The sequence below is a fragment of the Brevirhabdus pacifica genome (assembly GCF_002797755.1).
Lineage (GTDB): Bacteria > Pseudomonadota > Alphaproteobacteria > Rhodobacterales > Rhodobacteraceae > Brevirhabdus > Brevirhabdus pacifica.
The window spans coordinates 117,252-136,159 of the sequence record NZ_PGFI01000014.1; the positions used below are offsets into that span (position 1 = coordinate 117,252).

Genomic DNA, 18,908 nt, shown 5'->3' on the forward strand with positions numbered 1-18,908 from the left:
GAGGATCCTGCACCACCGGCACCGCCCCGGGCACCGCCACCGGCACGGCGGCGGAAAAGACGCTCCAGCGGCATGCGGACCATGTTGTCCAGCGCCCCGGTGAACAGGATCACCAGCGCCTGGATCACCACGATCAGCTCACGCGGGATATTGGTCCAGAGCGCCAGCTCGGCCCCGCCCTGGTAGAGAAAGCCGAACAGGATCGCCGCCAGGAATACCCCGAACGGGTGCGAGCGGCCCATCAGCGCCACGGCGATGCCGATGAAGCCCGCCCCCTCGACCGCATTCAGCACCAGCCGCTCGGCCTCGCCCATGACATTGTTGACGGCCATCATCCCCGCCAGCCCGCCCGAGAGCAGCATCGCCAGCATGGTGATGCGGAAGGGTGAGATCCCGGCGTAAAGCGCGCCCGGCTCGGAATGGCCGTAGGCGCGGATCTCGTAGCCGGCCCGCGTGCGCCACAGAAGCACCCAGACGAGGATACAGGCCGCCACAGCGATCAGCAGGGTGATATTCACCGGCGCTGCCTTGGAAAACGGGATGCCCAGCGGCGCCAGCAGATCGTGCAGGGTCGGCAGGTGGGTTGCCTTGGGGAACTTGGCGGTCGCGGGCTCCATCTGGCCGGTGGGGCGCATGATGTTGACCAGGATGTAGTTCAGCAGCGAGGCGGCAATGAAGTTGAACATGATCGTGGTGATCACGACATGGCTGCCGCGCCGGGCCTGAAGATAGGCCGGGATCAGTGCCCAGCCGGCCCCGAACAGCGCCGCCGCGACCAGCGCCGCCGCCAGCGCGAGGCTCCAGTGTGGCCAGGGCACCGACAGGGCCACGATGGCGACGCCAAGCCCGCCCAGGACCGCCTGCCCCTCGCCGCCGATGTTGAAAAGCCGGGCGTGGAAGGCAACCGCGACCGCCAGGCCGGTGAACATGAAATTCGTGGCGTAGTAGAGGGTGTAGCCCCAGCCATAGGTCGACCCCAGCGAGCCTTTGACCATCATCGTCACCGCCGCCAGCGGGTCCTCTCCGATGGCCAGGATCACCAGCGCCGAGAGCAGCGCGGCCAGGGTCAGGCTGATCAGCGGGATCAGCAGCACGTCCGCCCATTTCGGCATCCGATCCATCAGCCCTCTCCCCCGGTGGCCGGTGCCGGATCGGCGATGCCCGCCATCAGCAGGCCCAGCTCTTTCTCGTCGGTGATGCGCGGATCGCGAAAGCCCATGATGCGCCCGTCGAACATCACGGCGATCCGGTCCGACAGGCCCATGATCTCGTCCAGCTCGACCGAGACCAGCAGGATCGCCTTGCCCGCGTCGCGCAGGCGCACGATCTGCTGATGGATGAACTCGATCGCGCCGATGTCGACGCCGCGCGTCGGCTGCCCGATCAGCAGCAGGTCGGGATTGCGCTCGATCTCTCGTGCCAGGACGATCTTCTGCTGGTTGCCGCCCGAGAAGTTGCGCGCCGACAGCATCGGGTCGGCGGGGCGGATGTCGAAGCGTTCGATCTTGGCGCGGGTGTCGTCCTGGATGGCGCGGTTGTCCATCAGTGTCCCGCTGCCGAAGCGCGGGTCATCATGGTAGCCGAAGGCCGCGTTCTCCCAAGCGGAGAAATCCATGATCAGGCCTTCGTGCTGACGATCCTCGGGGACATGGGCGATGCCGGCGGCGCGGCGACTGCGACCGTCGGCGCCCGCGCCCTCCAGCGGCAGCGGCGTGCCGTTCATGGTGACGCGCCCGCGCCCCTTGGCAATGCCGCCCAGCACCCTCAACAGTTCGGACTGCCCGTTTCCGGCGACGCCGGCGATGCCCAGGATCTCGCCTGCGCGGATGTCCAGGTCGATGCCGCGCAGCCGCTCGACCCCCTTGTCGTCGGTCACGCGCAGCCCCTCGACCGACAGCACGACGGGTCCGGGGCGAGCGGGGTGCTTGTCGACCCGCAGCAGCACCTTGCGGCCGACCATCAGCTCGGCCAGTTCTTCGGGCGAGGTGTCGGCGGTGGGCAGGGTGGCGGTCATCTCGCCACGGCGCATGACGCTGACCGTGTCGGTGATTTCCATGATCTCGCGCAGCTTGTGGGTGATCAGGATGATGGTCTTGCCCTCGCGGCGCAGGCCTTCGAGGATGCGGAACAGGTGGTCGGCCTCGGGCGGGGTCAGCACGCCGGTGGGCTCGTCCAGGATCAGGATGTCGGCCTCGCGATAGAGGGCCTTGAGGATCTCGACCCGCTGCTGGTGACCGACGTTCAGCTCCTCGATCAGCGTGTCGGGATCGACGTGAAGCTCGTATTCCTCGGCCAGCTGTTTCAGCAGCCCCCGCGCCTTGGCCTTCGAGGGTTTCAGCAGGCGGCCGCTCTCGACCCCCAGGATCACGTTTTCCAGCACGGTGAAATTCTGCACCAGCTTGAAATGCTGGAAGACCATACCGATGCCGGCGGCGATCGCGGCCTGGCTGTCTGGGATCTCGACGCGCTTGCCGCGGATCAGGATCTCGCCGGCGTCGGCCTTGTAGAAGCCGTAGAGGATCGACATCAGGGTCGACTTGCCTGCGCCGTTCTCGCCGATGATGCCGTGGATCGTGCCCGGCATGACCTTCAGCGAGATGTCGCGGTTGGCCTGCACCGGGCCGAAGGCCTTCGAGATGCCGCGCAGCTCGATCGCGGGCACCGAATCGTGCCCGACCCCGCCACCCGCACCTGCATGGGCCGGCCCGGACGTGTCAGGGGCGGCCGTCACCGGCCGCCCCGTAGGATCGTTCCGCGTCACGCCCCGCGCCTTACGAGCTGGGGCAGCTGCTGTCGGACATGTAGTCGTGCACCTTGATCTCGCCGGCGATGATCTTGGCCTTGGCCTCTTCGACGGCGGCCTTCATCTCGTCGGTGATGAGATCCTTGTTGTGCTCGTCCACGGCGTAGCCAACGCCGTCATTGGCCAGGCCCATCACGTTGAAGCCGGTCTCAAGCTCGGTGCCCTGGGCCATCGCCTCCTCGACCGCGTTGTCGACGCGCTTGACCATCGAGGTCAGGACCTTGCCGGGGTGCATGTAGTTCTGGTTGCTGTCGACGCCGATGGACAGGATGCCCTCGTCGGCGGCGGTCTGCAGCACGCCCACGCCGGTGCCGCCGGCGGCGGCATAGATCACGTCGGCGCCCTGGCTGATCTGGGCCTTGGTCAGCTCGGAGCCCTTGACCGGGTCGTTCCATGCGGCGGGGGTGGTGCCGGTCATGTTCTCGATCACCGTGACATCGGCATTGGCGGCCTTGGCGCCCTGGCTGTAGCCGCAGGCGAATTTGCGGATGAGCGGGATGTCCATGCCACCGATGAAGCCGACGGTGCCGGTCTTGGAGGCCATCGCCGCCAGCATGCCGACCAGGTACGACCCCTCGTGCTCGTTGAACACGACCGAGCGCACGTTGGGCTGATCGACGACCATGTCGATCAGGGCGAACTTGGTGTCGGGATAATCGGGGGCCACCTCTTCGAGGACACTGGCAAAGCTGAAGCCGGTCATCACGATCGGGTTGGCGCCGGCCTCGGCAAAGCGGCGCAGGGCCTGCTCGCGCTGGGCTTCGGACTGCATCTCGATCTCGCGGTAGGTGGCGCCGTTTTCCTTGGCCCAACGCTCGGCGCCGGTATAGGCGGCCTCGTTGAAGGATTTGTCGAACTTGCCGCCCAGGTCATAGATCAGCGCAGGTTCGGCCAGCAGCGTGCCCGTGGTCATGGCAAGGACGGCGGCGGCGCCGAGAAGGGGTTTCATGAAGGTCATCGCACTCTCCCGAGTTGTCTTAGTGGGGCGGATCACACCGCACGGGCATCGCCCTGATCCCAGGCGAACACGCCCGATTAAGGCCGCAGGGCGGCAAGGGGGTCAACAGTAAAGTGGGGGATCGCGGCGTCAGGCGGGCCCTTGCGTGCGACCCGGTGGACCAAATGGTCCAGTCAGAGGGCGCGGGCCATGACCACGGCGTCGATCGGCGCGCCCCTTGCCGCTGTTCCCGGGGCGCCGGGCGGGGGCGTTCCGGTCGCATGGGGCCGGTAGTAGCCTCGGCGCAGGCCGGTCCGCTGCCAGCCATCGCCCTCGTAAAGGGACAAGGCCACGATATTGTCGGCGGCCACCTCGAGAAAGGCGCGGGTGGCGCCACGGGCAGAAGAGGCTTCGACGAATCCCCGCAGCAGGGCGCGGCCACGCCCTTGGCCGCGCAGGTCCGGATCGACGGCGAGGGTCAGAAGTTCGGATTCGTCCAGGATCACCCGGCCCATGACAAAGCCCGTGGCGTCGCCCTTGAGGAAGACCCCGGGCGTGCCCAGCAATCCGGCGATCTCCTCCGCGCTCCAGGGGCGGGGGGTAGTGAAACAGCGGGCGTGCAGGTCGGCCAGCAGGGCGGGGTCCGGGGCCGCTTTGGCGCCTGCCGTCGGGGTCGGCGCGCCGCCGGCCCCGCTCATGGCAGGATCACCGGCGCCGTGTCGCGGGAGGGGGCGGCATCCGCCGGCCGGACGTAAAGCGGCGCGGGCCGCTCCGGGGCGTCGTCGGCACGGCGCTGGGCAAGCCGCGCGATGGCGGGGGCCAGCGGGCCGGACGGCAGAAGGTGCAGGCCGGGGGCGGTCGTGACCCCCTCGACCAGCGGGGGGGCGGCACAGACAGGCAGGTCCTGCGCCTTGGCCAGCTCAAGCGCCTCTTCCGGCGCCATCAGGGCGGGCGTGGCCATCGCGTTGCGATCGACGCGGGCGGCGTAGACCTGGCCCGCATGGGCCGCGCCAAGCGAGAGAAGCGGGTGCGCGTGCCCCTCGGCCTGGGCCTCCAGCGGTGAGATCCCTACCGCCTTGATCCCCAGCGACAGCGCCAGTCCCCGCGCCGCCGAGACCGAGATGCGGATGCCGGTGAAGTTCCCCGGCCCGATCCCCACGCCGAGCAGGTCCAAGTCGGCCCAGTTGGCGCCACCGCGCTCAAGCATCTCTTCGAGCAGTGGGAACAGCCGCTCGGTCTGGCCCTTGCGCATCTCCTCGTGGGCGGAGGCCAATTCCCGGTCGCCGCAAAGCAAAGCGGCCGCGCAATGCGCGGCCGATGTGTCGAATGCCAGTGTCAGAAGGTCAGGCGGCAACTGGGCGCACCTCGACCACCTCGGGGATATAGTGGCGCAGCAGGTTCTCGATCCCCATCTTCAGCGTCAGCGTCGACGAGGGGCAGCCGGCGCAGGCGCCCTGCATGTGCAGGTAGACGACGCCACGCTCGAAGCCGTGGAAGGTGATGTCGCCGCCGTCCTGGGCCACGGCGGGGCGCACGCGGGTATCCAGCAGCTCCTTGATCTGGCCGACGATCTCGGCGTCGGGACCGTCATGGGCGGCGTGGCCGTCGCCGGTGTCGGAGCCTTCGTCGATGATGGGCTGACCCGACTGGAAATGCTCCATGATGGCGCCCAGGATCGCGGGTTTCACGTGATCCCATTCCACATCCGCCTGCTTGGTGACGGTGACGAAATCATTGCCGAGAAAGACGCCGGTGACGCCGCTGACGGCAAAGAGCCGTGTGGCGAGGGGCGATTTGGCCGCCGTGTCCGCCGCGGGGAAATCAGCCGTGCCGGCGGTCATCACCGTCTGGCCGGGCAGGAATTTCAGGGTGGCGGGGTTCGGGGTGGATTCGGTCTGGATGAACATGGGATGACGCCTCCGATCTGGGTTACAGATATGCGTCCCGGCGGGGCGCGTGTCAAGATTTAGAATGATTCTAAGATGGGTGGAAAACGAGGGTCGCGGGCCTTTCAACGCAGGCCGATGCCGCCCCTCGGGCCAGTTCAGGTAATGGCATCAAGCCGTTCCTTGGACAGCTCCCCCGGAACGATGGTCAGCGGCACCAGCAAATCGCCCGAGGCGCGCGACAGCGCATTCACCAGCGGCCCGGGCCCGGCCTTGTCGGTTCCCGCGCCCAGCACGACGACGCCGATCTCGGAATCCTCGCGGATCTGGGCCAGGATCTCGGGCACGGCCTCGCCCTCGCGGATGACCAGCTCGGGGTCGATGCCCTGTTTGTCGCGCATCCACTTGGCGAAGACCTCGAAATGGGCCTCGATCCGGTCGCGGGCCTCTTCGCGCATCAGGTCGCCGACGCCCAGCCAGTGGTTGAATTCCTCGGGCGGGATGATGGCCAGGATCTCGACCTGGCCGCCGGTCTTCTTGGCGCGCATGGCGGCAAAACGCATCGCGTTCAGGCATTCGCGGCTGTTGTCGAGGATGACGAGGAACTTGCGCATTGGTGTCTCCCGGGTTGCGGCGCATCATGGCCAACCCGTCCGCCGGGCGCAATACGTCGCGTTCCTCAGTGTGTTGGGGCCGGTCCCGAGGTCAGCGTGGCCGGGATCAGCCCGCGCAGGGAATTGCCGCAGAACAGGGGGACGCTCCCCAGGTCGGACAGCGGCAGGGATCGTTCCGTGCAATCGCCCCGCGCCAGAAGCTCGGCGCGCAGGCAGCCGGGCAGGCAGCCGTCGGCAAGCGGCGGGGTGAAAAGATCCCCTGCGCCCGGCAGGCGGTAGAAGAGGTTGGTGATCGTCCCCTCCGCCATCCGCCCGGCCCGGTTGACGAAGATCACCTCGTCCACCCCCTGGGGCAGGTCGGCGCGGTGGCGGTCGTAGAGGGCGCGGTTGCCGGTCTTGTGGCGCAGCCAGGGATCGTCTTCGTCAAGCCGGGTGTCGGCCAGCATGACACGCCAGCTGGCCGGTGTCGGGGGCAGGGCGGCCGAGGTCAGTTCCACCCTTCCCGTCGCATCCAGCGTCAGGCGTACGCGGAGGGGGGCGGGGCCTGCGATCCGGTCCAGCGCTTCAGCAACGTGGGCCGGATCGTGGGGATAACCCAAGGCCGCCGCGCTGCGTGCCAGCCGCGCCTGGTGCAGGTCGCGACGGTTCAGGCACTGCCCGTCCCAGCCCAGGGTCTCGATCAACAGGGGGTGCGGGTCGACAGATATGGCGTCGGGGCCAGTCATGGCACCAGCCGCGCGAAACGCGCCTTCCACAACGCCTCCTGATATTCGTCCTCGGGGGTCGAATCGGCGACGATGCCGCCGCCGGCGTTCAGCCGCGCGCGCCCGTCGTCGAACAGGGTCAGCGTGCGGATCGCCACGTTGAAGGACGAGGCGCCGTCGGGCGCGGCCCAGCCGATGCTGCCGCAATAGACGTCGCGCGCCGCGTGCTCCAGCTCGACGATGATTTCCATGGCGCGGATCTTCGGCGCGCCGGTGATCGATCCGCAGGGAAAGAGCGCCCGCATGATGTCCGCCAGACCCGTGCCCGCGCGCAGCTCTCCGGTCACGCGGGAGACCATCTGATGCACGGTGGCATAGGTCTCGACCTCGAAAAGGCCGGGGACCCGGACGCTGCCAACTTTGGAAAAGCGCGACAGGTCGTTGCGCATCAGGTCGACGATCATCAGGTTCTCGGCCCGGTCCTTGATGCTGTCGCGCAGCTCCTGGCGCAGGCGCGCGTCCCGGGCAGGATCGTCGTGACGCGGGCGGGTGCCCTTCATCGGGTGGGTGGCGATGCGGCCCTGGGGGTCCGTGCGAAAGAAAAGCTCGGGCGAGAGCGAGGCGATGCACGGCGCATCCGGCAGATCGACCAGTGCGCCGTGGCCCACCGGCTGCACCCGCGCCAGCGCCGCCTGAAGGGCGCGCGGATCGCCCTCGTACTCGGCATCGAGGGGGAAGGTCAGGTTGACCTGGTAGCAATCGCCCGCACGGATGTATTCCAGCGCCCGTTCAACCGCAGCGCCATGGGTCGCGGCATCCAGCAGCGGGCGCGGCGGGCTGAGGGCGACGGGCCCTTCGCCCGCATCCTCGGGGCGCGGGGGGCGGGGCGCGTCGCAGACCGCGAAAAGCACCAGCGGCATCCGCCGGTCGGCGGGCATCAGGGGGGCAAGACGCTCTTCCAGTGCATAACCCGCCTCGTAGCTCATGAACCCCGCGACCCAGTCGCCGGCGCGCAACGCCTCGTCGAGCTTGTCCAGCGCGGGCGCCACCTCGGCCACGCTGTCGGCGCGGATCAGGCGCTTGGGCCGGTCAAAGACCGCCGGCCGCCCGCCGGGCCCGTCGTCGAGGCGAATCATCGGCACGCCCCTGGCGCCGCCGCGGGGGCGGGGCATCTGAGGAAGGGGTGGCGCGGGGAGTGGAGCACCGGGGGCCTCCGGATGGCGGCGCGGCAGGCGGCGGCCTTGGGCCTGCGGCGCGGTTTCGACTTACCGCGCCGTTCCTAGAGAGGTGACAGGCAAACGCAAGGGGCGGGCACGCGGCAAGGGCCGTGATCCGACCTTTCGGCCACGGTGGGCACCATGCGGCCCTCACCGCCTGCATCGCCACAAAGCCCGGCTGACAAGAAAAAAGCCCCCGGCACGAATGCGCCGGGGGCCGGGGGTCGTTCGCCCAAGACAGGAGCTTGGCCCTCAGGCGATCTGGGCCCCATCCGTGCGGCGGACGGCGACGATGCCCGAGCGCGGAACGCCTTGGGTTCCGGGGAAGGCGCTGTTGCCGTCCTCGCCCGGATGCTGGATGCCGACAAAGACGGTCTTGCCGTCGGGCGCCCACATCATGCCCGTGACCTCGCATTCGCGGGGGCCGACCAGAAAGCGGCGGATCTCGCCGGTGGTGGTGTCGCCGACCAGCATCTGGTTGTTGCCCATGCCGGCGAAATCGCCCTCGTTCGAGTATTTGCCGTCGGTCTGGATCCACAGCATGCCGCGACGGTCGAAGCTCATCCCGTCGGGCGAGTTGAACATGTTCCCGGCGTTGATGTTGTCAGAGCCCGCCTTGGGCCCGTCGTGCACCTCGGGGTTGCCGGCAAGGGCGAAGAGATCCCAGGCAAACTCGTCCGAGGTATGGTCCTCGTCCGCCGGGCGCCAGCGCAGAATCTGGCCGTAGACATTGGCCTCGCGCGGGTTGGGGCCGCCGACGGGGGTCTCGTCGCCGCCCGCGTTGGGCTTCAGGCCGCGGTTCTTGTTGTTGGTCAGCGCCACATAGACCTCGGCCCGCTCGGGGTGCGAGGCGACCCATTCGGGGCGGTCCATCGTGGTGGCCCCGACGCTCGAGGCTGCCTGCCGGGTGTGGATGCAGATCTCGGCCTCGGTCATGCCCGTGGTCTCGGGGGTAAGGGGCAACCAGCGGCCGGTCTGGTCGTCGGTGAACCGGGCCGCGTAAAGCGTGCCCTTTTCCAGAAGGGCGGGACCGGCTTTGGCACCGGCCTCGGGCGGGTCCGAGACAAAGCGATACAGGAACTCGCCCCGCTCATCGTCGCCCATGTAGACCACGGCGCGGCCGTCGCCGGTCATCACCAGCTCGGCGTTCTCGTGCTTGAACCGGCCAAGGGCGGTCAGCTTGCGCGGGGTCGATTGGGGATCGAAGGGATCGACCTCGACCACGTAGCCGGCGCGGTTGGGCTCGTTCGGCTCCTGGCTCACGTCGAAACGCGCATCGATCGCGGCCCAGCCATAGCCCCAGTCCTTGTCCGAGATGCCATAGCGCTTCAGCTCGGCCACCGGCTCGAACCCGTCTTGCGAGGCCGAGAAGTATCCGTTGAAGTTTTCCTCGCAGGTCAGATAGGTGCCCCAGGGCGTGCGGCCGTTGCCACAGTTGTTCCAGGTGCCGCGGGCGGTGGTGCCTTCGGGGTCGGCGGCGGTGCGCAGCAGTTCGTGACCGGCGGCGGGGCCGGTCAGGGTCATGTCGGTCATCGGGGTGATGCGGCGGTTCAGGGGGCTGTCCTGGATCACCGACCAGCCCTCGTCGCCCGCGCGGATCTCCATCACCGAGACGCCGTGGGCCATCATGCCCTTGCGCAGGTCGTCGGCGTCGGCGGGCTTGCCCTCGGGGCGGTTGCCCCAGATGATGTCGCGGTTGGTGTATTCGTTGTTGACCGCGATGACGGTGGTGCCGTCGCGCTCGAACAGGGCCATGCCGTCGTTGTTGTCGCCAAAGGCGCGGGCCTGGCTTTCGGCCGTGCCCCGGGTCGCCGGATCGAAGGCCGGCACGTCCGACCACAGCGGGTCGCCCCAGCTGACCAGCATCTTCCACTCGTAGCCCTCGGGCACGGTCACGGTATCGAGGGTGTTGGCGGCGATCGCATCGAAGCCGAAGCGGTCGGCGGCCACGGCGCCCGCCGGGCGGGGCAGCAGTGCCGCACCAAGGGCGGTCGCGGTGCCGGTGCCGGCCACGAAGCCGCCGGCGCCGAAGGACATCACCCCGCCCAGAAAGCCGCGACGCGACAGGGCGCGGTCGACCACCTCGTCGAACTGGGTGCGCTCGTCGCGCGGATTGATGATCTCGTCGTATTCGTCGAACGACATGCGGTCGTTAGCCATATCCTATGCTCCCATGAATGCCGGCCGGTCATCGGTCCGGTGCCCGGCAGGCGCCGGGTCCGGGTGTCTGCTAGCCCCGCAGTGTGACAGGCAGCCCACGGTTTTCCGAAGCTTTTGTGACAAGCGGCGCGCGCTTTCGGGCACGGCTGACGGCCCCCGTAAGGGCGGGGGCCCATACATGGTTGACGTTAGGTGCCGGAAGGCCCCCAACCCTCCGGCACGGGAGGGGTGGCGTGGCCCTTCTGCCTCAGCACGCGATCCACACGATCAGTTGAATTGCTCGGAACAGATCGGGGTTCTAGGCATTGAAAAGGCAGATACATGCAATATTATGAATATGAACAAGGAGGCACTCCATGACAGGAAAATCTTTCTCGCGCCGCGGGTTCGTTCTTTCCGGCTCGGTCGGGCTTGCAACACTCTCGGCGCCGGCAATCCTGCGCGCCCAGACCGCGACCAACGATCCGGCCCTGGCCGAGGATCTCGCCGCCGAGCAGCGCGAGACGGCGTCGCGCAACCTGTCGAGCTTCCGCATGCTGGATTGGCGTGAGCACTTCCCCAACACCAAGAACGGCGTCCTGCTTTGCGACACCGTTTCCCGCGTGGCCCATTTCTGGTCCGAGGACGAGTCGATCTACAAGATCTACCCCACTTCGGTTCCGATCAGCGAAGAGCTGACCAAGCGCGGCATGACCCGCGTCATCCGCAAGGTCGAGGGCCCCACCTGGACGCCCACCCCCTCCATGCGTGAGCGTGATCCCAGCCTGCCCGTCACCGTGCCGGCCGGCCCCAAGAACCCGCTGGGCACCCATGCCCTCTATCTCAGCTGGCAGTACTATCGCGTGCACGGCACCCACGACACGCGCAAGATCGGCCGCCGTTCGTCCGATGGCTGCATCGGCCTCTACAACGCCCAGATCGCCGAGCTGTTCAGCCTGGCCAAGGTTGGCACCCAGGTCAAACTGGTCTGATCGCCCGATACTGAAAGTTTCAGGAATGCCCCGTCTCCCCCGGGGCTGACCGGCCCCGCCTCCCACGGGGCCCACCGCCCCGCCGGAAGTTCATGCTTCCGGCGGGGTCATTTTTTGGGCGGGGTATCGGAGGGGCCGTAACAGGCCGGCAACCCGGTCAGCTGCGGATCATGCCCACGATGTCGTAGGTCTGCTTGAGGATCGGCGCCGCAATCTGGCGGGCGCGGTCGGCGCCGGCGCCCAAGATGCGGTCGATCTCGGTCGTGTCGCGCATCAGCTCTTCCATCCGCGACGAGATGGGCGACAGCCGGTCCACGGCCAGATCGGCCAGCATCGGCTTGAACTCCGAGAATTGGCGGCCGCCGTACTCTGCCAGCACCTCGTCCGCCGTGCGGTCCGAGAGGGCGGCGCAGATGTTGACCAGATTGCGCGCCTCGGGGCGCTCGGCCAGGCCCGCCACCTCGGAGGGCAGGGCCTCGGGGTCGGTGCGCGCCTTGCGGATCTTCTTGGCGATCGTGTCGGCATCATCGGTCAGGTTGATCCGGCTCATGTCCGAAGGATCGGACTTGGACATCTTGGCCGAGCCGTCGCGAAGGCTCATCACCCGGGTGGCGGTGCCCTCGATCACCGGTTCGGTGATCGGGAAGAAGTCCACGCCGAAATCGTTGTTGAACTTGGCGGCGATGTCGCGGGTCAGCTCAAGATGCTGTTTCTGGTCCTCGCCCACGGGCACATGGGTCGCGTGGTAGATCAGGATGTCGGCGGCCATCAGGTTGGGGTAGGCGAAGAGGCCGACGCTGGCGTTCTCGCGGTTCTTGCCGGCCTTGTCCTTGAACTGGGTCATCCGGTTCAGCCAGCCCATCCGGGCGACGCAGTTGAAGATCCAGGCAAGCTGCGCGTGCTCGGCCACCTGGCTTTGGTTGAACAGGATCGAGCGTTCGGGATCGAGGCCGCAGGCGATATAGGCGGCACAGATCTCGCGCGTGGCATGGCGTAGTTTCGCGGGATCCTGCCAGACGGTAATCGCGTGCAGGTCGACCATGCAGTAAAGCGTCTCGATGCCGCTGTCCTGCATCTGGACGAAGCGCTTGATCGCACCCAGGTAGTTGCCCAGCGTCAGCCCGCCCGAGGGCTGGATGCCCGAGAAGACCCGCGGCTGGTGCCGGCTGGTGCCGGTATCGGTGGCGGCGGTCTGATCGGTCGGGGACTGGGTTTCGGACATGGGGTGCTCCGTCTGGAATGCGGCCGGGTTGGGGGCCGTCTGGATTTCCGGCTGGCACTCGCTTACCCATGAGCCTCAGAACCGTCAACCTCGCCCCCCTTGCCCCACGCCCGGCCCCGGCCGCGCGATCAGTCGGAACAGTCACATGAACGAACCCAGCGGCCCGCGTATCTTTCACGCCCTTCCCCCCGTCATCATCGCCCTGGCGGTGATCATCGGTGGGATCGAGGGGCTGTTCTGGCTGGGCGAGGTCGGCCTGCTGCCCGGCGGCGCCGAGTGGCGCACCGAGGCCGTCCGCAACTGGGGCTTCTTCGGGGAACTGGCCCGGCGCATGATCGAGACCGGTGATTGGCGCGCCGACATCCTGCGGCGCTTCGTCTCCTACCCGCTGATCCATCAGTCGATGACCCACGCGCTTTTCGCCATCGTCTTCGTGCTGGCGATCGGCAATATGGTGGCCCACGTCTTCCGCCCCTGGGCGGTGCTGGCGATCTTCTTCGCCTCGTCGGTCGTGGGGGCGCTGGTCTACGGGCTGGTGCTGGACGAGCGCTTTCCGCTGATCGGTGGCTATCCCGGAGTCTACGGGTTGATCGGGGCCTATACCTTCCTGCTGTGGGTCAACCTGACGGCGACGGGCGGGCCGCGCCACCAGGCATTCATCCTGATCGGGATGCTCCTGGGCATCCAGCTGGCGTTTTCGCTGATCTTCGATGCGCGCAACGACTGGGTGGCGGATATCGCGGGCTTTGCCGCGGGCTTTGCCATGTCCTTCGTGGTCAGCCCCGGCGGCGGCGCGCGGGTGATCGCGCGTCTGCGACGCCGCTAGGACAAGGAACCGAGGTCGCCTGCGCAACCTGCGCCGGCGCGCCCGTCACCGCCGCATGGCCGATTTCAGTTCGGACAGGCGGAAGGCGCCCAAGGGGCCGCCTGCTCCGAAATAGATCACCGCCCCCAGCACGATGAGCGCGCTCAGCGCGACATAGCGCAGCCCGGGGATGCCGAAGAACGGCCCCAGCACGATCATCGCCAGCCACAGGCCCGCCCCCATCAGCAACGAGGCCGCGAGGATCCGCCAGATCCGGTTGCGGAAGCGGCGGTCGAAACTGGCCGCGCGCCCCATGCCCCTTGTGCCACGATAAAGCAGCAGGACCATGGCCCAGGCCGCAAGCGTGGTCCCGAGGGCGGCCGCGTAGAAGCCGATGACCGGGGCGAGGCCTATGGCGACGACAGCATTCACCACCAGCGAGACCAGCGCGTAGCGGAACGGGCTGCGCGTATCCTCACGCGCGAAGTAAAGCGGTTGCAGCACCTTCTGAAGCACGAAAGCCGGCAGGCCCAGGGCATAGATCGCCAGCGCAAGCGCCGTCGCGGCGGTGTCGTCGGGCCCGAAGGCGCCCCGCTCGAACAGGGCCGAGACGATGGGCATCGGCACAACCAGCAGCCCCACCGCCGAGGGCAGGGCCAGGGCCATCGACACCTCGGCCGCGCGCGACAGGGCGTTCTGGCCGCCATCGTCGTCACCCGCACGCAGCTTGCGCGACAGATCCGGCAGCAGCACCACGCCAATGGCGATGCCCACCACGCCCAGCGGCAACTGGTAGAGACGGTCGGCGTAGTTCAGCCAGGCGATTGCCCCGTCGAAGAAGCTGGCGACCTGGCGGCCGACCAGCAGGTTCACCTGCACGACGCCGCCGGCCAGCGCGGCGGGGGCCGCGATGATTGCCAGCCGCTTGAGGTCGGGGGTCATGCGCGGCATGCGCGGAACCAGGCGGAAGCCGGCCCGCGCCGCCGCCTGCCAGACTAGCGCAAGCTGGGCCACGCCCGCCACCGGCACGGTCCACGCAAGCGTCAGGCCCATCGGCCAGTCCAGCCAGCTTGCCAGCCCCATGGCGCCGACAAAGAGGATGTTCAGCAAAAGCGGTGCCGCCGCCGCCGCCACGAACCGCCCGCCCGCGTTCAACACCCCCGACAGCAATGCGGCCAGAGAGATGAACAGGATGTAGGGAAAGGCGATGCGGCCGAAGGTGACGGCCATCTCGAACCGCCCGTCCTCGGCGAAGCCCGAGGCCATGGCCAGCACCAGCCAAGGCATCAGAAGCTGGGCCAGCACCGTGAAGACGATCAGCACCGTCGCCAGCCCCGACAGGGCGTCGCGGGCGAATGTCACCGGGTCGTCGCCGGCCTCGAGCTTTTTCGAGAACATGGGCACGAAGGCCATGTTGAATGCGCCCTCGGCGAAGAAGCGGCGGAACATGTTGGGTAGGGAAAAGGCGATCAGGAAGGCCTCGGCCACCGGGCCCGAACCCAGGAAACCGGCGATCATGATGTCGCGGGCAAAGCCCAGCAGCCGGCTGGCCAGTGTCCAGATGCCGACCGTCGCGAAAGCCCTGCCCAGACGGATGGGTGCGTTCAAGCGGATGTCCCCCAGTTGCGGCGCGGATTCATGCCCGGGCGCGTTCCACGCCCTGTTCTATGGCGCTGCGCAGGCGGCGTTCCAGCACCTTCTGCTTGGACTCGGCATAGAATTTCAAACCGAACATGTCCTTGACGTAGAAGGTGTCGACGACCTGCGCGCCGTAGGTCGCGATGACGGCGCTGGCGATATAGACGTTGGAATCGGCCAGCGTCCGGGTCAGGTCGTAAAGCAGGCCGGGGCGGTCGCGGGTGTCGACCTCGATGATCGTGTAGATCTCCGAGCCCTCGTTGTCGAAGGTGATGGTCGTGGGCACCCGGAACTCGCGCTCGCGCTTCTTGATCTTGTCGCGATCCTTGAGGGCGTCGCGGGCGACGACCTCGCCGGCCAGGGTCTTGTGGATCATCGCCTGAAGGCGGGGCAGGCGGGCGGATTCGAAGGGCGATCCCTCGGCGTCCTGGACCCAGAAGACCGCCGTCGCAAACCCGTCCTTCGAGGTGTAGGTGCGCGCGTCGACCACGTTGGCCCCGACCAGCGCCAGCGCGCCAGCCAGGCGGCTGAAGATGCCGGGGTGGTCGGCCATGACGAAGGCGACTCGGGTGGCATCGCGATCCTCGTCGGGCTTGAGGTCCAGGCGGATCTCGTCGGTGGGCAGGTCGCGCAGCAACTCGGCGAAGACGACGTGCGCCTCGGTCGGCAGGCCCTGCCAGTAGGTGCCGTAATGGCGGTCGGTCTCGTGACGCAGCTCGGTCCGGGGCCAGTCGCGCAGCGCCATGCGCAGCGCCTTCTTGGCGTCCTTTTCCAGCGTGTCGCGGTTGAGATCTTCAAGCCCGGTGTCCAAGGCCTCGGCGGTGGCGCCGTAAAGCTGGCGCAACAGAACGGCCTTCCAGTTGTTCCAGACCCCGGGGCCGACGCCGCGGATGTCACAGACAGTCAGCAAAAGCAGCAGGTCCAGCCGCTTGCGCGTCTTCACCGCCTTGGCGAAATCGCGCACCGTCCGCGGCTCGGATATGTCGCGCTTCTGGGCCATGTCGGACATCAGCAGGTGATAGCGGACAAGCCATTCCACGGTGTCGCATTCCTCGGGGGTCAGACCCAGACGCGGGCAGACCTTGCGCGCGATCTTGGCCCCCAGGACCGAGTGATCCTCCCGCCGGCCCTTGCCGATGTCGTGCATCAGGAGAGCCACGTAGAGCACCTTGCGGTTGACCCCGCCAGACAGGATGCGGCTGGCAATGGGCAGTTCTTCCAGCAGGTTCTCCCGCTCGATCTGCCACAGGGTCGAGATCGTCTGGATCGTGTGCTCATCCACCGTGTAGTGGTGATACATGTTGAACTGCATCATCGCTACGATGGGCTCGAACTCGGGGATGAAGGCCGACAGCACGCCAAGCTCGTTCATCCGGCGCAGGGCGCGTTCGGGATTGCCGCGTTTCAGCAGCAGTTCCATGAAGATGCGAACGGCCTCGGGGTCTCGGCGGACGCTGTCGTCGATGGCGTCGAGGTTGGCGGCGATTACCCGCATGGCGTCGGGGTGCATCAGATAGCCGGTGCGCAGCGCCTCGTCGAAGATCCGCAGCAGGTTCAGACGGTCCGACAGGAACGCCTCCTCCGAGACGAAGCGGAGGCGGTTCTGAACCAGCTCGTAGCCGTCGCGCAGCTTCTTGCGGCGCCGGAAGAAGCCACTCAGGGAAGGGGCCTGCTTGACGCTGTCGGCCTCCAGCGCGGTGAGGAAGATGCGCGTCAGCTCTCCGACCCGGGTGGCGTGGCGGAAATAGTCCTGCATGAAATGCTCGACCGCGCGGCGGCCGCCGCGATCGGTGTAGCCCATGCGCTGGGCCACCTCGACCTGCAGGTCGAAGGTCAACTGGTCCGCGGCCCGCCCGGTGATGAGATGCAGGTGCGAGCGGACGGCCCAAAGGAAATCCTCGGCCTCCTGGAAGGAGTCGTATTCGTCCTGGTGAAAGACATCCATCGCCACCAGCGCCTGGATGGTTTCGGCCTGATGGACATATTTCGCGATCCAGTAGAGCGATTGCAGGTCGCGCAGCCCGCCCTTGCCCTCCTTGACGTTCGGCTCCAGCACATAGCGCTGCCCGCCCTGGCGGGTGTGACGCTCGCCGCGCTCGGTCAGCTTGGCTTCGATGAAGTCGCTGGCGCTAGAGCTGAACAGCTCATCCCACAGCCGCTCGCGCAGCTCGTCGGCGAGGGGGCGGTGGCCCGTCACGAACCGCTCTTCCAGCAGGGCGGTGCGGATCGTGTAATCCTCGGCCCCAAGGCGCAGGCAGTCCTTCACCGTGCGGCTGGCATGGCCGACCTTCAGCTTCAGATCCCACAGGGTGTAGAGGATCGTCTCGATGACGCTCTCGGCCCAGCCGGTGATCTTGTAGGGCGTCAGGAACAACAGGTCGACGTCGGAATGGGGTGCCATCTCACCCCGGCCGTAGCCGCCGACGGCACAGACCGCCAGGTGCTGGCTGCTGGTGGGGTTGGGGGCCGGGTGCATGACCTCGGTCGCGACCCAATGGGCCTCGATCACCAGCCGATCGGTCAGGTAGGAATACGAGCGTTTCAGCGGGCGCGAGACCCAGGGATGCTCGGTGAAGACCTCGGCCAGGCGGGCACGGCCGGCCTTGTTGGCGGCATGCAGCACCGCCACCACCGCGGCGCGCTGCGCCTTGGCGTCGGGGCCTGCCTCAGCCAGCGCCTCGGTCAGCTCGGCGCGCACCCGGGGGGCGTCGAAAATATCGGACGCCGGGCAGATATACTTGCCCGGCGTCTCGCGGTCCTGCGGTCCTGTGGCTTGCTTAGAAGCCGATCCCGCCAAAGCTTTTCGGGGCAGCGTCGATCACCTTCACTGAATTGCCTTCGATGGTGGCCACGGCGAGCGCACGCTCGTTCGTGCCGTCGGAACGAAGCCGGAATGCCCCGTAGACGCCCGAGAAGCCCGAGCCTTGTGTCAGGGCCGTCCCCGAGATCGCGCGGCCGCTCTTGTTGAGGGCGCCGATCGCGGCCATCCCGTCATAGGCCAGGCCTGCCAGCACGTGCGGCCGCGAGCCGTAGGTCGACTGGTAGCGGCTTTCGAACTGGGCGTAACGCTGGGTGTCCGGCATGGTGAACCAGCCGCCCTGAATACCATCCTGGGTGAAGAGCTGCGGCCGGCCGTCCCAGCGGGTCAGGCCCATGTACTGGAAAGTGCCGGGGGTGACGCCGGCCTCGGGCAGAAGCTTGGAGACGAAGGGAAGATCGGCATCGACCCCCGCCGTCAGGAAGACCGAGTTGGCGCCCGAGCTGTTGGCAAGCTTGGCCGCCCGCGGCATGGCCGAGACGATGCCCTGCTGCGAGAACTCGTAGCTGACCGTGCCCGACAGGATCGCGCCATTGGCCGAGATCGCCCTGGCGATCGCCTGCTGACCCTGCTCGCCGGCGGGGTTCTGGGCGTGGACGATCAGGATGCGGTCGCGCCCCTGGCCCTTGCCGTAACGCACCAGGCGCTTGGCGCTGTTCTCGAAGGTGCTGCCCAGCAGGAAGACATTGCCGCCCGCGATGGCGGTGTTGTTGGAGAAGGCCAGCACGTTGACGCCGCTTCCGGCAGCCGCGAGGCCTGCCGCATTGGCGGCCTCGGCGTAAAGCGGGCCAAGGATGACCTGCGCGCCCTCGGCGATCGCGGTCTTGGCCGAGGCCGAGGCCTGCGCGGCCTTGGCGCCGGTGGGATAGACCTTCAGGTTGATCTCGCCGCCCAGGTCGGCAACCGCCAGCTTGGCCGCATTCTCGAGGTTGCGCGCCACCAGCTCGTCCGTCGAAACGCCCGAGCCGTAGGGCAGCAGCAGGGCCACCTGGACCGGGCCGCCGCTGGCCGCGGGGCCCCCGCCGCCGAGGGCGATTCCACCGCCGCCGCCACAGGCGGACAGGGCAAATCCCGCGACGGTCAGCGCCAGCGCTGCGACCGACTTGCGGGCTGTTTTCAAAATAGCGAACATT

At 67.8% G+C, this 18,908-nt stretch carries 15 protein-coding genes and 1 pseudogene; 2 read left to right on the forward strand and 14 right to left on the reverse strand.

Translation table 11 applies throughout. The features are described 5' to 3' along the window. Positions 1-53: 53 nt before the first annotated feature. From CLV77_RS14380 to CLV77_RS14425, 10 genes and pseudogenes are all read right to left on the reverse strand, one after another. Positions 54-1,121: pseudogene (locus CLV77_RS14380) on the reverse strand (ABC transporter permease); the annotation flags it as partial. After that, entirely contained in the window at positions 1,121-2,662 is a 1,542-nt protein-coding gene (locus CLV77_RS14385) for an ABC transporter ATP-binding protein (protein ID WP_076980248.1), read from the reverse strand. The pseudogene CLV77_RS14380 and the gene CLV77_RS14385, both read right to left, overlap by 1 nt. 109 nt (positions 2,663-2,771) lie before the next feature. After that, on the reverse strand, positions 2,772-3,761 hold the full coding sequence (locus CLV77_RS14390) for a BMP family lipoprotein (RefSeq protein ID WP_076980249.1): 990 nt from the start codon (positions 3,759-3,761) through the stop codon (positions 2,772-2,774). 173 nt (positions 3,762-3,934) lie between these two features. Continuing rightward, positions 3,935-4,438, reverse strand: a complete 504-nt coding sequence (locus CLV77_RS14395) for a GNAT family N-acetyltransferase (RefSeq protein ID WP_076980250.1) — start codon at positions 4,436-4,438, stop codon at positions 3,935-3,937. Next, positions 4,435-5,094 carry a tRNA (adenosine(37)-N6)-threonylcarbamoyltransferase complex dimerization subunit type 1 TsaB gene (gene tsaB, locus CLV77_RS14400; protein WP_076980251.1) on the reverse strand — a complete coding sequence of 220 codons (660 nt, stop codon included), beginning with the start codon at positions 5,092-5,094 and terminating at the stop codon, positions 4,435-4,437. The genes CLV77_RS14395 and tsaB overlap by 4 nt, the downstream gene beginning before the upstream one ends. Beyond that, positions 5,084-5,647: a NifU family protein gene (locus CLV77_RS14405; protein ID WP_076980252.1), complete on the reverse strand. Its 564-nt coding sequence runs from the start codon at positions 5,645-5,647 to the stop codon at positions 5,084-5,086. The genes tsaB and CLV77_RS14405 overlap by 11 nt, the downstream gene beginning before the upstream one ends. Before the next feature lie 137 nt (positions 5,648-5,784). Further along, on the reverse strand, positions 5,785-6,240 hold the full coding sequence (locus CLV77_RS14410; protein ID WP_076980253.1) for a universal stress protein: 456 nt from the start codon (positions 6,238-6,240) through the stop codon (positions 5,785-5,787). A gap of 65 nt (positions 6,241-6,305) precedes the next feature. Beyond that, positions 6,306-6,965, reverse strand: coding sequence for an aminotransferase class IV (locus CLV77_RS14415; protein ID WP_076981132.1), 660 nt, complete (start codon positions 6,963-6,965; stop codon positions 6,306-6,308). After that, positions 6,962-8,080 (reverse strand): aminodeoxychorismate synthase component I, encoded by a 1,119-nt coding sequence (locus tag CLV77_RS14420; protein WP_076980254.1) that lies wholly within the window; start codon positions 8,078-8,080, stop codon positions 6,962-6,964. Before CLV77_RS14420 ends, CLV77_RS14415 begins: the two co-directional genes overlap by 4 nt. 333 nt (positions 8,081-8,413) lie before the next feature. Then, on the reverse strand, positions 8,414-10,321 hold the full coding sequence (locus CLV77_RS14425; protein ID WP_076980255.1) for a PhoX family protein: 1,908 nt from the start codon (positions 10,319-10,321) through the stop codon (positions 8,414-8,416). A gap of 356 nt (positions 10,322-10,677) precedes the next feature. Here CLV77_RS14425 and CLV77_RS14430 point away from each other — a divergent pair, with 356 nt between their 5' ends. After that, positions 10,678-11,292 carry a L,D-transpeptidase gene (locus CLV77_RS14430; protein ID WP_076980256.1) on the forward strand — a complete coding sequence of 205 codons (615 nt, stop codon included), beginning with the start codon at positions 10,678-10,680 and terminating at the stop codon, positions 11,290-11,292. A gap of 157 nt (positions 11,293-11,449) precedes the next feature. Here the strand turns inward: CLV77_RS14430 and trpS are convergent, their stop codons facing one another. Beyond that, entirely contained in the window at positions 11,450-12,514 is a 1,065-nt protein-coding gene (gene trpS / locus CLV77_RS14435; protein ID WP_076980257.1) for a tryptophan--tRNA ligase, read from the reverse strand. 145 nt (positions 12,515-12,659) lie between these two features. Between trpS and CLV77_RS14440 the strand changes: the two genes are divergently transcribed. Next, entirely contained in the window at positions 12,660-13,340 is a 681-nt protein-coding gene (locus CLV77_RS14440) for a rhomboid family intramembrane serine protease (protein ID WP_076980258.1), read from the forward strand. A gap of 45 nt (positions 13,341-13,385) precedes the next feature. Here the strand turns inward: CLV77_RS14440 and murJ are convergent, their stop codons facing one another. The 3 genes from murJ to CLV77_RS14455 are packed head-to-tail and all read right to left on the reverse strand — an operon-like array spanning position 13,386 to position 18,907. Beyond that, positions 13,386-14,927 carry a murein biosynthesis integral membrane protein MurJ gene (murJ, locus tag CLV77_RS14445; RefSeq protein WP_076980259.1) on the reverse strand — a complete coding sequence of 514 codons (1,542 nt, stop codon included), beginning with the start codon at positions 14,925-14,927 and terminating at the stop codon, positions 13,386-13,388. Between the two features lie 28 nt (positions 14,928-14,955). Continuing rightward, a complete protein-coding gene (locus CLV77_RS14450; RefSeq protein WP_416171624.1) occupies positions 14,956-17,754 on the reverse strand; it encodes a [protein-PII] uridylyltransferase in 2,799 nt (932 codons plus the stop codon). Further along, positions 17,735-18,907 (reverse strand): penicillin-binding protein activator, encoded by a 1,173-nt coding sequence (locus CLV77_RS14455; RefSeq protein ID WP_076980260.1) that lies wholly within the window; start codon positions 18,905-18,907, stop codon positions 17,735-17,737. Before CLV77_RS14455 ends, CLV77_RS14450 begins: the two co-directional genes overlap by 20 nt. Between the last annotated feature and the right edge of the window lies 1 nt (position 18,908).

What these genes read in the sequence shown, in the direction of transcription:
- CLV77_RS14390 (WP_076980249.1), bottom strand. Translation starts at nt 3,761, where the DNA reads ATGACCTTCATGAAACCCCTTCTCGGCGCCGCCGCCGTCCTTGCCATG.
- CLV77_RS14395 (WP_076980250.1), bottom strand. Translation starts at nt 4,438, where the DNA reads ATGAGCGGGGCCGGCGGCGCGCCGACCCCGACGGCAGGCGCCAAAGCG.
- CLV77_RS14455 (WP_076980260.1), bottom strand. Translation starts at nt 18,907, where the DNA reads ATGTTCGCTATTTTGAAAACAGCCCGCAAGTCGGTCGCAGCGCTGGCG.
- CLV77_RS14420 (WP_076980254.1), bottom strand. Translation starts at nt 8,080, where the DNA reads ATGATTCGCCTCGACGACGGGCCCGGCGGGCGGCCGGCGGTCTTTGAC.
- CLV77_RS14430 (WP_076980256.1), top strand. Translation starts at nt 10,678, where the DNA reads ATGACAGGAAAATCTTTCTCGCGCCGCGGGTTCGTTCTTTCCGGCTCG.
- trpS (WP_076980257.1), bottom strand. Translation starts at nt 12,514, where the DNA reads ATGTCCGAAACCCAGTCCCCGACCGATCAGACCGCCGCCACCGATACC.
- CLV77_RS14405 (WP_076980252.1), bottom strand. Translation starts at nt 5,647, where the DNA reads ATGTTCATCCAGACCGAATCCACCCCGAACCCCGCCACCCTGAAATTC.
- CLV77_RS14410 (WP_076980253.1), bottom strand. Translation starts at nt 6,240, where the DNA reads ATGCGCAAGTTCCTCGTCATCCTCGACAACAGCCGCGAATGCCTGAAC.
- CLV77_RS14440 (WP_076980258.1), top strand. Translation starts at nt 12,660, where the DNA reads ATGAACGAACCCAGCGGCCCGCGTATCTTTCACGCCCTTCCCCCCGTC.
- CLV77_RS14415 (WP_076981132.1), bottom strand. Translation starts at nt 6,965, where the DNA reads ATGACTGGCCCCGACGCCATATCTGTCGACCCGCACCCCCTGTTGATC.
- CLV77_RS14425 (WP_076980255.1), bottom strand. Translation starts at nt 10,321, where the DNA reads ATGGCTAACGACCGCATGTCGTTCGACGAATACGACGAGATCATCAAT.